Source organism: Stenotrophomonas sepilia (assembly GCF_003244875.1).
In the GTDB taxonomy this organism is placed as follows: Bacteria; Pseudomonadota; Gammaproteobacteria; order Xanthomonadales; family Xanthomonadaceae; genus Stenotrophomonas; species Stenotrophomonas sepilia.
The window spans coordinates 1-13,221 of the sequence record NZ_LXXZ01000114.1; the positions used below are offsets into that span (position 1 = coordinate 1).

Below are 13,221 nucleotides of genomic sequence, written 5' to 3' on the forward strand. Positions count from 1 at the left end.
CCACCCACGAGGGGCTGCGCCGTTCGCTGGAACCTATTCCGAAGGCGCAGGTTTCTGCCGAAGCAGGCTGAGCGCCAGGCCACCCACCACCAGTACGCCCAGGCCCAGCAACGCCCACAGCAACCACGATTTCCAATCGCGCTGCGGCTTCAGCGCCGCATCGCCGGCCAGCGGCTCCGGACTGCCTTCCAGGCGCGCCAGTGTTGGCTGCCACGAAGGATCGTTGCGCTGCCGAAGTTCCTCGATCAGCACCCCGATCGGCGCGTCCGTGCGGCGCGCGGTCGCGCTGCCCACCGCCAGTGCGTAGGGCGCCGCACCCTGGCTCAGGAACACCAGCACTTCCGGCTGGTAGCCCAGGCGCAGCGTCGGCGCGGTGGCGGTTTCCGCCGGATTCGCCACCAGTTTCCAGTAGCGGTCGCGGTGCGCCCCGCCCAGCGGCTGTGCCGCCGACTGCTGGCGCTGGCCCTGCGTGCCCTGCTGCACCTGATAGGCGATCCACGGCGCGCTGCGACGTTGCCATTCCGCACTCTCGTCATCGCGGCTGAACAGCGTCCATTGCACGAGGCTGTTATCGGTGCTGGCGACATCGGCACGCGCCACCGGGAACCGGCCATCCATCTCGAAGGTGTACTCGCCCTTGCCCGACGACGTCGGCTCCAGCGACAGCCATTCCCAGGGCAGCGTGGCCGGTGCTGGCGGCAGTTCCGCCAGTACGCCGCGCAGGGTCGGCAGGCGCGAGTCGCCCTGCGCCAGGATGCGCAGGTAGCGTGCAGCGCCGTCCACCTGCAGGCGGCGCTGCAGCAGGCGCTTGCCGGCGCGCTGCAGATCCACCAGCGGCACGTCGCGACCAATCGATCGCCAGTGCTGCAGGTCGTCACTGGCATCCAGCTGCACCTGCGCCTGCAGCGGCTGGCCGCTGTCGGTCCAGTCCAGCACCAGTGCCGCCAGCGGCTGCTGGTCGAGCATGCTGGCGTCGATCAGCCAGCCGCCCTGCCCGCTCGCCGCTGCCCCGCCACCCACCCGCGCTTCGACCCGGCGCACGCGCCCATCGGTATCGCGCTCGGTCAGCAGCTGCAGGTCGTTGCGCTGTGCATCGGCCAGCGGCGGCAGCACGAACCACGGCAGTTCACGCTGCACCGGCGACTGCGCCAGCGGCTGGTCCGGCGCCAGCAGTGCCGACGGCAACAACTGGCTGGCCGCGTTGAACACCTGCAGATCGCTGAGATCGGCGGTTACGGCACGGCGGTAGATCGCCGGCTCCAGCACGATACGGTAGGCACCGGACTGCGCACTGGACAATGTAAGCGGCCATTGCTCGGCATACTGCGTGCGGTAATCAGCCGCCTGTACCACGACGGCGGCCAGCATGCCGAACATCGCCGACAGCAGCGCCCTGCTCCACTTCCTCATTGCGTTTCCTCCACGGTCGGCGCCGCGCTTGGCGGTGCCGGTGCCAGATAACCCACGACCGTGCACAGCAGGCCGTAGGCGATGAACGATGCGATGCCCAGCAGGTTGCCCAGGTGCTGGCGATCGACAATAACCAGCTTGGCCAGCACCACGCCCATCAGCACGGCACCGACCATCCACAACACACGCTGGCTGCGACGCGAACCCCACACCCAGGCAATCACACCCAGCACGCTCCACAACACGGTCAGGCTGGTCTGCGCCAGGCTGAAGCGCATCATCGACGCATTCCACGCCAGTCCACCCCATTGGTGTACGCCATGCAGCACCAGGCTGGTCAACGCGAGGAAGGCCGCCAGTGCCAGCAGCGGCATGCGGATGTTCAGCAATGCCTGCGGTGCCTGCGGTTGCTGATCGCCGTACAGCCAGCGCGCCAGCAGCAGCAGGCTCAGCCACTGGCCGATCTCCGCCGGATTCAGCACCGGCAGCCACAGCAGCGGCGCGGCGTCGCCCGGCAGCAGCTGGCCCAGCAGCCAACCGATCGCCAGCAGGCCGAACAGCACGCACTGCAGCGGGACGCGCGCGCTGTCGAAGGCCGCGCCCAGCGGCCAGCGCAATGCGTTCCAGCGCCACAGCGACAGCGCCGCCATCAGCAGCCACGGCAAGGTCACCAGCAGGGTCGTCCAACCCTGCGCCAGGCCGGCCTCGCCACTACCCCACAAGGCCAGCAACGAAAGCAGCGACGGCCACAGCAGCCACCACAGGAACTGCGCGATGCGAGCCACGGTATCGCCGCCTTGGCGCAGGCACAGCAGGGTACGCACGCCCAGTACCGCGAACACCGCCCAGGCCAGCGCGCCGTGGCCGGCGAACGGCTGGTGGTGTGCATCGCTCTGCATCAGGGCCAGCGGGAAGCCCAGCGCGAGCATGGCCAGCGCGGTCACGCCCAGCGCACGCGCCGGCTGGCGACGCTGCGCTTCGGCCGCCAGCCAGGCAGTGACCGCGGCCAGCACCAGCAACGCGTCCACTTCGGTGCGGTACGGGAAGAAGCGGGTGATCTCATGGACCAGGCCGCCCAGCCACCACAGCAGGCCCCACAGGTAATACACCAGTGCGACCTCATGACGCGGCCTGCGCTGGTAGCTCCACGCCGACGCGAAGCCGGCCAGGGCCAGCAACAGCGCGCCAACGGCGGTCGGGTTGATCAGGAAGCGCAGGTCTTCGTGCCAGTGGTCGCCACCGGCAACGAAGGCGAATGCGGCGCCGATCTGCAGCAACGCGCCGGAGACCTGCGGCAGCCACCGCTTCTGGCGCAGCCCCAACCACGCCAGGCCAGCACCTTCCAGTGCAAACACGGCGCCCGTGGCGCGCGCCGACAATGCCAGCGGCACCGCCAGCGTGGCGAAACCCACCGCGAGCACGGCATGCGACTGCGCCAGCACGGTGTACGACGCACGTGCGATCAGCGCCCGGGCCAACACCGCGTAGATCGCCGCCAGGCCCAGCGCGCACAGTGCCAGCGTCATCGGTTGCGCGTGCAGCATGCCTGCCTGCAGCGAGAACGCGACCAGCGGCGTGCCGAACACCAGGCTGCCATCGATCAAGTCACGGCGGCCGGCCGGCTGCCGGCGCGCGTACAGCAGCGGAATCAGCAGGTAGAACACGAAGAACAGCACCAGGAACGGCTCAGTGCTGCTGAACTTGTCCGGTGCGTACTGCAGCACGCCCCAGAAGGTGCCGATGCCGAAGGTGAAGGCGAAGCCCAGCAGGTTCAGCGCGCGCCATGGGCGGAACCAGGCAATGGCGAAGATGCCCGCGTTGAGCACGGCGTAATAGCTGAACAGCCCCACGTGGTTGCCGCTGCCGGTGGACAGCCACAGCGGTGCCATGAAGCCGGCCAGGATGCCCAGCACGGCCAGCGTGCGCGAGTTCTGCACCACCGCCAGCACGCACAGCCCGGCCACCAGTGCGATCGAACTGGCAAAGGCAAAGGCCGGCGGAATCAGGTCGAAGCGCTTGAACGCCGCGAAGATGGTCAGCAGCAGTACGCCGATGGCACCGCCCTGCAGCGCCAGGGCAAACAGCCGCCGGCGTTCACGCTGGTGCCAACCGAAGGCCAGCAGGCCCAGCGCAGCCACGGTGATGCCGGCCAGGCGCAGTTCGATCGGCAGCACCAGCCAGCCTTGGTCGCTGACGTACTTCAGCAGCGCAGCGACACCGGCCAGCAGCACCAGCATGCCGATCTTGACCGGCACGTTGCCTTCGGTGAACCAGCGCTTGACCGCACCGATGCCACGCTCGATGACATTGGGCAGTGCCGGTTCGGAAGGCAACGGCGGCTGCACCGGCACCGGCGGCACGGGCGGTGGCGCAGCAGGACGAGGGACAGGCACCCCGGTGGGCGTTGCTTCGCGCACCGGTGGCTGCGGGGACGGAGGCACAGCAGCGGCGGCCGGCCGCAGGAACGGTGGATCGTCGCTGGCAGCAGGTGCGGCCACAGGCCGTTCAGGCGCGGGGGCGGTAGCGGCCGGCCTGACGGCGGTCGGCGCGGCGGCCATCGCGCTTTCCAGCGCAGCGACGCGGCGGCGCAGGCCGGCAATCATCACCAGCGCGACCACCAGCAACAGCGGGATGGCCAGAAGAACCAGTACGACCAGGGCTATCAGTGCTTCCATTGCGTGCTTCCAATGCGATCCCGCGCCCCAGCGGCGGCGGTCGACCGCCCCATGCTACGACAGGGTGGGTCCCATAAACGACGAACCCCGGCCAGGCCGGGGTCCGTCTGCGATCTACACCGGCCTTACTTGGCGGCGATGACCTTGGCCATTTCCAGGCACTTGTTGGAGTAGCCCCACTCGTTGTCGTACCAGGTCACCAGCTTGACGAAGGTGCCGTCCAGGGCGATGCCGGCGTCGGCGTCGAACACCGAGGTGCAGGTCTCGCCGCGGAAATCGGTGGCCACAACCTTGTCTTCGGTGTAGCCGAGGATGCCCTTCAGCGCGCCTTCGCTCTGTGCCTTCACTTCAGCGCAGATCTCGGCGTAGGTGGCTTCCTTCTCCAGCTCGACGGTCAGGTCGACCACCGATACGTCCGAGGTCGGGACGCGGAAGCTCATGCCGGTCAGCTTCTTGTTCAGTTCCGGGATGACCACGCCGACGGCCTTGGCCGCACCGGTGGACGAGGGAATGATGTTTTCCAGGATGCCACGGCCACCGCGCCAGTCCTTGTTGGACGGGCCATCGACGGTCTTCTGGGTGGCGGTGGCCGCATGCACGGTGGTCATCAGGCCGCGCTTGATGCCCCACTTGTCATTGATGACCTTGGCCAGCGGGGCCAGGCAGTTGGTGGTGCACGAGGCGTTGGAGATGATTGCCTGGCCAGCGTAGGTCTTGTCGTTCACGCCGAACACGAACATCGGCGTGTCGTCCTTCGACGGGGCCGACATGATGACCTTCCTGGCGCCGGCATCGATGTGCTTCTGCGCGGTTTCCTTGGTCAGGAACAGGCCGGTGGCTTCCAGCACCACGTCGGCGCCGACTTCGTCCCACTTCAGGTTGGCCGGGTCGCGTTCCTGGGTCAGGCGGATCTTCTTGCCGTTGACCAGCAGGTCGTTGCCCTGCACCGCCACATCGGCCTTGAAGCGGCCGTGCACGGAGTCGTACTTGAGCATGTAGGCCAGGTAATCCGGCTCCAGCAGATCGTTGATGGCCACGATTTCGATGTCGTCGCCGAAGTTCAGCACCGCCGAGCGCAGGACGTTACGCCCGATGCGACCGAAACCGTTGATACCAACCTTGATTGCCATTTCTCAAGCTCCTGCAGCCGCGACGGGTGCGGCGGGATGGATAGGGCCCACAAGTCTAGCAGGCCGTGGCTGGCCACCGTGGGCCAGGCCGGGCCGCCAGCAGGTCGGCGGACAGGATTTGATCCGGATCAAAGCGTTAGCGCGGCGTGAGGCCGAGACTGTCGCCATCCACCCAGCAACGAGAACACCCCCATGCGCAAGACCTCCCCCCTGATCGTGGCCAGCCTGGCCGCCGCCCTGTCCCTCGCCGCCGCCCCGGCCATGGCCCAGTCCAAGGGCGACTGGACCGTTTCGGCTGGCGTGCACCAGGTGGCGCCGAAGTCGAACAACGGCTGGCTGGCCGGCGGCACCCTGAAGGTCGACGTCGACAACGACGTCAAGCCGACCATCACCGGCGAGTACTTCATCGCCGACAACCTGGGCATCGAAGTGCTGGCCGCACTGCCGTTCAAGCACGACATCAACATCAACGGCCTGGGCCGTGTCGGCAGCACCAAGCAGCTGCCGCCGGTGGTGACCCTGCAGTACCACTTCAACAGCAAGGGCAAGGTGTCGCCGTTCGTTGGCGCGGGCGTGAACTACACCACCTTCTTCAGCGAAGACACCACCGGTGCATTGGCCGGCAGCAAGTTGAAGCTGCAGGATTCGTGGGGCCTGGCCGCGCATGCGGGCATCGACTTCGCGATCGGCGAGAAGGGCGCCCTGCGCGTGGACATGCGCTGGATCGACATCGACAGCAAGGTGAAGTTGAACGGCGAGAAGATCGGCACGGTCAATATCGATCCGCTGGTCTACGGCGCTTCGTACGTCTTCAAGTTCTAAGCGGTGTGTTGATTGCGGGGGCTTCGCCCCCGCTCCCCCGCTGCACGCAGAAACCCTCGCAGCATGTTGCCCCGGTGATTGCCGGGGCTTTTTTGTTTGTGCGAGAAGCACCGGCTTCTGGAATTGGGCGGAGAGGGTGAGGTGATCGGGACACGCCGTAAATACGTCCCTGTAGGCTCGATCGCCGCATCCATGCGGCGAACGGTCCCGCTCACCTCACCCTCTCCACCCTTCCCATCTGCGCGCGCGTACCAGCTCAAGCAAAAGCAGCAGCAACGCCCGGTCATTCGAAGCGTAATGGTTGCCTGCAACTGCAGGAGGCCGATTCTGATCCCGCATTTGTTTTTGATCCTGCCTTTGACGTTTCCATCTGCCTCCGCGGCCATGTTTGGAGGGGAGCGCAGCGGGAGGGGCGGCGGGACCGTTGGTGCCATGGATGGCGCCATCGAGCCTCCAGGTACGGATTCACGGCGTGTCCCGCCGCCCCTCCCGCTGCGCTCCCACTTCGGAACAGGAACGCGCCGCTCTTCAATCCACCTACCCCGCTAGAATGTGTGCATGAAAGCCCTGCACTCCCTGTTCCTCGCCGCCGCCCTGGCGCCGGCCCTGCTGTCCGTCTCCGCCCCCGCCCATGCCTGGGGCGCGCAAGGCCACCGCCTGGTTGCCGAAGTCGCCGACGCCCGCCTCAACCCCACCGCCCGCGCCGAAGTGGACCGCCTGCTGGCCACCGAAGCGGACGCCACCCTGGCCAGCATCGCGCCGTGGGCCGACCAGCTGCGCGCCAAGGACCCCAGCCTGGGCCGTCGTTCGGCCGGCTGGCACTACGTCAACATCGCCGAAGACGACTGCCACTACGAAGCACCGAAGCACTGCAAAAACGGCAACTGCATCGTCGAGGCCCTGAAAGCACAGAGCGCCATCCTGGGCGACCGCAGCCTGACCGATGGCGAGCGCCTGCAGGCACTGAAGTTCGTCGTGCACCTGGTCGGCGACATCCACCAGCCGATGCATGCCGGTTACGCCCATGACAAGGGCGGCAACGATTTCCAGCTGCAGTTCGGCAACCGCGGCACCAACCTGCACTCGCTGTGGGACAGCGGCATGCTCAACACCCGCAAGCTCGACGACACCGGCTATCTGCCCGTGCTGCAGGGCCAGCGCGCGCCGAAGCTGGCGCGCCAGTCCAACCCGCAGCGTGACCCGCAGGCCTGGGCCGAGGCCAGCTGCCGCATCTCCATGCAAGCTGGCGTTTATCCGGCGTCGCATAAAATCGGTGACGAATACACCGAGCGCTACCGGCCGCTGGCCGAAGCGCAGCTGCGACTGGCCGGTGAAAACCTGGCGCAGTTGCTGAATCGCGTGCTAGGCACGCGCTGAGGAGAATTCCGATGCCGGTCCAGGTGCAGTCGTTCTTCCACCGTGACAGCAATACCTTCAGCTACCTGGTCAGCGATCCGGCCAGCAGTGAGGCGGCGCTGATCGACCCGGTCCTGGACTACGACCCGGACACCGACGCCAGCAGCGAATCACCGCTGCGCGGGGCATTGCAGGCCATCGAACAGCAGGACCTTCAGCTGCGCTGGCTGCTGGAAACCCATGCCCATGCGGACCATGTGTCGGCCGGGCGCCGGCTCAAGCAGCGCTTCCCGCACGCCACGCTGGCCATCGGTGAAGGCATCCGCGCGGTGCAGGCCACGTTCGCGCCGCGCTATGGCCTGCAGCTTCCGGCCGCCGATGAGATCTTCGATCACCTGTTCAGCGACGGCGAAACCTTTGCCATTGGCGAGCTGCAAGGACAGGTGATCGCCGTGCCCGGCCACACCAGCGACAGCATCGCCTACCTGATCGGCGATGCGCTGTTCACCGGTGACTCGCTGTTCATGCCCGACGGCGGCACCGCACGCTGCGATTTCCCGGGTGGCGATGCCGCGCAGCTGTACCGCTCGATCCAGCGCCTGCTGGCGCTGCCCGATACCACCCGGGTTTTCGTCTGCCACGACTACGGCCCGGGGGGCCGTGATTTCGCCAACGAAACCACCATCGGTGAACAGCGCGCGCACAACATCCACGTGCATGACGGCGTGGCCGAGGCAGAGTTCGTCAGCGTGCGCCAGGCCCGCGATGCCACGCTGGAAGAACCGAAGCTGATGCAACCGGCGGTGAAGGCCAACATCCAGGGAGGGGCCTGACGTACGCCGGGCAGAGCCCGGCGCCATCGGTTTCCATCACGGACCGCGAGCGTTCATTTTCCCTGCGTGCGCACCACATGCTGGCCCTTCACGATCTCGAAGGTGAAGGCGTACTGCAGGGTGACCGCCACCGGCTCGACCCGTTCGGCGCCCCGGCAGTCACCGCGGTCGGCAGGCACCTTGCCAGCCGCGAAGTGGCAGACCGCTGCGGACGAGTACTTCCACATCGCCACGGCCTCCTGCGCAGCCTGCAGCAGGGGCGCATTCTCGCCCGCAGCACCTGCCGCGCACTCCGGGCGATCGGTCAATGGCAGGCTGCGCTCGACGACGCCGTTGGCATCAACCACCACCTGCAGGCAGATCGTGGTCGGCGCCAGTTCCGCACGCGGGTCACGATCGCCGACCTCCGGGTCCGGTGCCGCGTACAACTGCGGCATCCGGTAGCCCTCGGTCGCACCCAGCGAATACGCCTGCAACTGCCCACTGCCACCGCCCGCCTGCGGCTGCAGTCGCTGGTGGCCGACATTCTCGCTGCGGGTGTGCACGGTGGCCAGCCGTTCCTGGCTCGCACACCCCATCATCAGCGCCGCCACCACGAGCAGCGGCGCGGACTTCACTGGGCGTCCTCGCTGTTGTCCATCGCAAAGGTGATCGGAATCTTCACTGCGCCTGCCACCGGCTTGCCGTTCTTCATCGCCGGCCGATAGGTCCAGCTGCGCGCTGCGGTGATCGACACCGCGTCGAACACGCCCGGATTGGTGGCACTGAGCACCCTGACATCGGTGGGTTGGCCGCTGGCATCCACTTCCACGCGCAGGTTCACCACGCCCACCTGGCGCTCCTCGACCGCGGATTTCGGATAGGAAGGCGGTGGCATCTTGACGACCTGGATCTCCCGATCCATGACCGCCGCTGCCGGGCGGCCAGCCATCGCATCGCCCTGGCTGGCCCACGCTACTGCGCCCATTCCCAGGCACAACCCGACGACCAGCACCTGCCCCGATACCCACGGCAATGCCTTCCGCTTGGACTGCTTCAACATGGCGATACGCTCCTTCAACACGGGTTGGCTGCGCCAATGGCAGACCGCTGGCGCAACCGGGTGGACCAGCTGCGCCTTCAGCAGCGTGCTGGCGTAAAGCCCGCGCAGCGCAGGCTGCGGGGCGATGGTGCGGGCATCGCAGGCCAGTTCCTGGTCGCGCAGGAAGCAGCGTGCAGCCCAGAGCACCAGCGGGTGGAACCAGAACACCGCACGCATAAGCAGCAACGCACCATTGGCCCAGTGATCGCCATTGCGGCGGTGGCTGCGCTCGTGCTGCAGGATCAGCCCCTGTTCCTGTGCGCTGAACTGTTGATCGAAGTCCGGGCCAACCACGATTCGCGGCCGCCACAGGCCAACCAGTGCTGGCAGGCCTGGGTCACCACTGGCCTGCCAGCTGCCATCGGCGCGCGGCTTCAGCGGGCCCATGCGCCGTTCGAAACGACGCTGTGCGCGCAGGTCGCGCAGCAGGCAGATGCCCATGCCCAGCGCCCATGCCAGCAGCAACAGCGGTGCCCATGGCAGCGACGGCCCTGCCAGTTCGTCCACGGCCCCTGGCTCGACTTTCAGCAGCACTGTCGGCACGTGCTGCAACAGCGCAGCCTGCGGCAACGGCAGCAGCAAGGTCACCAGCAGCATCGGCAACAACCACCAGCTGCGATAAGCCAGTCCAGCGCCCCCCATCCACACCAGCAGCGGTCGCAGCACGGCCAGCAGGATCACCCCCATGGCCAGCCACACGCTGGCCTGCCACAGTCCACCGAGCAGCTCAGTCATGGTCCAGCTCCTGGATCAGCTTCTTCAGTTCGGCGATGTCCTGTGCGCTCAACTGGCCGCGTTCGCTGAAGTGCGCGACCAGCGGCGCCACGCGCCCTTCGAAGACACGGCCGATGAAGTCCTGGCTCTGCGCCTCCACCCACACCTGGCGCTGCAACAGCGGGCGATACAGATAGCGCCGGCCATCGCGCTCGGCGGCGATCGCGCCCTTGGTCAGCAGGCGGTTGAGCAGGGTCTTGATGGTCGGCTCGGCCCAGTCGCGGTGGGCCAGCGCGGCCACCACGTCATCGGCACTACGCGGTGCCTGATGCCACAGCACCTCCATCACAACGGCTTCGGCTTCGCTGATCGGGGTCATGATTTACATCCGTAATCGACAGCTCGATTACGCGCGTAATCGAACCGACTGTCAAGCCCCTCGACTCCGGATTCATCGGCTTTGCGCCAGCATCGAGCCCTCCCGGCCGAGGCGTCGGATGAAAGCGCTTCCCAAGAAGGAATTCCCGGTCGAGCAGGCCCGCCGCTTCCTCGAACCCGGCCCGATCGTGCTGGTCAGCACCGCCTGGCGCGGCCAGCACAACCTGATGACGATGGGCTGGCACATGGTGATGGGCTTCTCGCCGTCACTGGTCGCCACCTACCTGTGGAATGAAAACCACAGCCATGCACTGGCCGTCGGCAGTGGCGAGTGCGTGATCAACGTACCCGGCGTGGAACTGCTCGATACCGTGGTGGACATCGGCAACTGCAGCGGCCGCGAGGTCGACAAGTTCGCCCGTTTCGGGCTCGATGCGCTGCCCGCGCGCGAGGTCGGCGCGCCGCTGGTCGGGCAGTGCCACTCGAACTTCGAATGCCGGTTGTACGACGACAGCCAGGTGGCGTCGAGCAATCTGTTCATCTGGGAGATCGTGCGCGCCCATGTTGCGCCCCGGCCGAAACTGCCGCGCACGGTGCATTACCGCGGCGATGGGCAGTTCATGGTGTCCGGCGCAGAAGTCTCGCGTCGACGGCGGTTCAAGCCCGACATGCTGTAATGCCCGCACTCCCCCACACGCAGGACCGCCGCGCATGACCGAACACCTCACCGACCTGGACGCCGCCGTCGACTGGCTGTTTGCGCGCGTGGACGGGCCGCTGCGGATCGGGGCACCGCTGGCACTGGGCAAGCCGCATCGGCTGCTCAATGCCCTGTACGCACGCGTCGAACATGATCCTTCGCGGCCGCTGCAGCTGTATACCGCGCTGTCATTGAACCCGCCGAAGGCGCGGGGCAACGGCCTGGAGGCGCGCTTCCTGGCACCGTTCGCGCAACGCCATTTCGGCGACGACTTCCCGCGCCTGGCCTATGCCGATGCGATCGCGCGCGACGCGTTGCCAGCGCACGTGCAGGTGGAAGAGTTCTACATGCAGTCCGGCGCCCTACTCGGGTCGCGGCAGGCGCAATCCAGCTATACCAGCCTGAACTACACCCATGCCGCCGACGCGGTCGCGCAGCGCGCGCCGCAGGTGATCGTGCAGAAGGTGGCGATGCGGCCGAATGACCGTCGGCTTTCGCTGTCGTGCAACAACGACATCACCCAGGACACGCTCGATGCGATGACCGCGCGTGGCCTGCCACGCCCGTTGCTGATTGCCGAGATCGATCCGCAGCTGCCCTATCTGGGCGGCTCGGCGACGGTCGATGTGTCGTTCTTCGATCTCGTGATCACTCCGCCTCCGCCGTACCCGGCGCTGTTCGGGCTGCCGCGGCAGCCGGTCGGCGATGCCGACTACGCCATCGGCCTGTATGCCAGCACCCTGGTACGCGATGGCGGCACCCTGCAGATCGGCATCGGCACGCTGGCCGATGCCCTCAGCCATGCGCTGGTGCTGCGCCACACCGACAACGCGCGCTACCGCCGCGTGCTGCACGCGCTGGATCCGCAGCTGGTCAGCCACCCGCTGGTGCAGGAGATCGGCGGCGTGGATCCATTCGAGGTGGGCCTGTACGGCTGCAGCGAGATGCTCAATGAAGGCTTCCGCCGCCTGGTGCAGACCGGGGTGATCAGGCGCAAGGTGCACGACGACCTGGCGCTGATGCAGCGCATCGAGAATGGCAGCACGTTGTCGATCGACCACGCCACCCTCGCCGCGGAAGGCGAGTACCTGCATGGCGCGTTCTACCTGGGCTCGCCGGAGTTCTACGAGTGGCTGCGCACGCTGCCGGAAGACGAATGCCGTGCGATCGGCATGCGCCGCATCAGCGAGATCAACCAGCTGTATGGCGGTAACGAGGCACTGGAGCGCCTGCAGCGCCGCCATGCGCGTTTCTTCAATTCCTGCATGATGGCTACCGCGCTCGGCGCGGCGGTATCGGATGCGCTGGACGATGGACGCGTGGTGTCCGGCGTGGGCGGCCAGTACAACTTCGTGGCGATGGCACATGCGCTGCCGGAAGCGCGCAGCGTGCTGATGTTCCGTGCCGCACGCGATGACAAGGGCCGCCGGAAATCGAACGTGCGCTGGAACTACGGCCACACCACCATCCCTCGCCACCTGCGTGACATCTACCTCAACGAGTACGGCATCGCCGATCTGCGCGGGCTGACCGACGAGGACTGCGTGCATGCGATGACCGCAATTACCGAAGCGCCCTTCCAGGGCGATCTGCTGCAGCAGGCACAGGCCTCGCGCAAGCTGCTGGCGGCGTCCCAGCCCGACCCGCAGCGCCTGCAGCGCAACACGCCCCAGGCGCTGGCGGCGGCACTGGCACCATTCCGCGCCGATGGCAGCCTGCCGGACTACCCGCTGGGCAGCGATTTCAACGAGATCGAGCAGGTGCTGGTCAAAGCGCTGGCGTGGCTGAAGGCCAACACGCAGACCCGCAGCGACAAGCTGCGCACCGTCTGGGCAGCGCTGCGGCAACCGGCCGGCGACGGCGATGCCGTGTACCTGCAGCGCATGGGCCTGCAGGCACCGAAGGATTTCGCAGAGCGCCTGGACGCGCGGCTGCTGCGGCTGGCGCTGGCGCGTACCGCCTGAGAAAAAGGGGACGGAGGGAATTAAGTCGTTTGTGCACAAACGACTTAATTCCCTCCGTCCCCTTTTTCTTCCGGCAACGAGAAAGGCCGGCTTGCGCCGGCCTTTCCTTTGTTGCGCCGAGAGGCCGCTTACAGCGCCTTGGCAGACAGCTTGCTTGG

At 67.1% G+C, this 13,221-nt stretch carries 11 protein-coding genes; 5 read left to right on the forward strand and 6 right to left on the reverse strand.

Annotation, left to right across the window (positions count from 1 at the left end):
* Nucleotides 1-33 precede the first annotated feature (33 nt).
* From A7X97_RS21245 to gap, 3 genes are all read right to left on the reverse strand, one after another.
* Nucleotides 34-1,410, reverse strand: a complete 1,377-nt coding sequence (locus A7X97_RS21245; RefSeq protein ID WP_072168479.1) for a DUF3999 domain-containing protein — start codon at nucleotides 1,408-1,410, stop codon at nucleotides 34-36.
* Nucleotides 1,407-4,085, reverse strand: a complete 2,679-nt coding sequence (locus A7X97_RS21250) for a DUF2339 domain-containing protein (protein ID WP_088497533.1) — start codon at nucleotides 4,083-4,085, stop codon at nucleotides 1,407-1,409. The genes A7X97_RS21245 and A7X97_RS21250 overlap by 4 nt, the downstream gene beginning before the upstream one ends.
* A gap of 125 nt (nucleotides 4,086-4,210) precedes the next feature.
* Nucleotides 4,211-5,215, reverse strand: a complete 1,005-nt coding sequence (gene gap, locus A7X97_RS21255; protein ID WP_005418885.1) for a type I glyceraldehyde-3-phosphate dehydrogenase — start codon at nucleotides 5,213-5,215, stop codon at nucleotides 4,211-4,213.
* 192 nt (nucleotides 5,216-5,407) lie between these two features.
* On the opposite strand from gap, the gene A7X97_RS21260 reads away from it, so the two are divergent.
* From A7X97_RS21260 to A7X97_RS21270, 3 genes are all read left to right on the forward strand, one after another.
* Nucleotides 5,408-6,037 (forward strand): OmpW/AlkL family protein, encoded by a 630-nt coding sequence (locus A7X97_RS21260; RefSeq protein ID WP_049410595.1) that lies wholly within the window; start codon nucleotides 5,408-5,410, stop codon nucleotides 6,035-6,037.
* A gap of 558 nt (nucleotides 6,038-6,595) precedes the next feature.
* Nucleotides 6,596-7,414, forward strand: coding sequence for a S1/P1 nuclease (locus tag A7X97_RS21265; protein WP_072168477.1), 819 nt, complete (start codon nucleotides 6,596-6,598; stop codon nucleotides 7,412-7,414).
* An 11-nt stretch (nucleotides 7,415-7,425) separates the two neighbouring features.
* Nucleotides 7,426-8,226, forward strand: coding sequence for an MBL fold metallo-hydrolase (locus A7X97_RS21270; RefSeq protein WP_065179072.1), 801 nt, complete (start codon nucleotides 7,426-7,428; stop codon nucleotides 8,224-8,226).
* A gap of 53 nt (nucleotides 8,227-8,279) precedes the next feature.
* Here A7X97_RS21270 and A7X97_RS21275 read toward each other — a convergent pair whose 3' ends face one another.
* The 3 genes from A7X97_RS21275 to A7X97_RS21285 are packed head-to-tail and all read right to left on the reverse strand — an operon-like array spanning nucleotide 8,280 to nucleotide 10,400.
* Nucleotides 8,280-8,843: a hypothetical protein gene (locus A7X97_RS21275; RefSeq protein WP_069139291.1), complete on the reverse strand. Its 564-nt coding sequence runs from the start codon at nucleotides 8,841-8,843 to the stop codon at nucleotides 8,280-8,282.
* Entirely contained in the window at nucleotides 8,840-10,042 is a 1,203-nt protein-coding gene (locus tag A7X97_RS21280) for a M56 family metallopeptidase (RefSeq protein WP_069139290.1), read from the reverse strand. Before A7X97_RS21280 ends, A7X97_RS21275 begins: the two co-directional genes overlap by 4 nt.
* Nucleotides 10,035-10,400: a BlaI/MecI/CopY family transcriptional regulator gene (locus tag A7X97_RS21285; protein WP_005418895.1), complete on the reverse strand. Its 366-nt coding sequence runs from the start codon at nucleotides 10,398-10,400 to the stop codon at nucleotides 10,035-10,037. Before A7X97_RS21285 ends, A7X97_RS21280 begins: the two co-directional genes overlap by 8 nt.
* Nucleotides 10,401-10,518: 118 nt before the next feature.
* Here A7X97_RS21285 and A7X97_RS21290 point away from each other — a divergent pair, with 118 nt between their 5' ends.
* Entirely contained in the window at nucleotides 10,519-11,076 is a 558-nt protein-coding gene (locus A7X97_RS21290; RefSeq protein ID WP_005418896.1) for a flavin reductase family protein, read from the forward strand.
* A gap of 34 nt (nucleotides 11,077-11,110) precedes the next feature.
* A complete protein-coding gene (locus A7X97_RS21295) occupies nucleotides 11,111-13,063 on the forward strand; it encodes an acetyl-CoA hydrolase/transferase C-terminal domain-containing protein (RefSeq protein WP_088497532.1) in 1,953 nt (650 codons plus the stop codon).
* Nucleotides 13,064-13,221 lie beyond the last annotated feature (158 nt).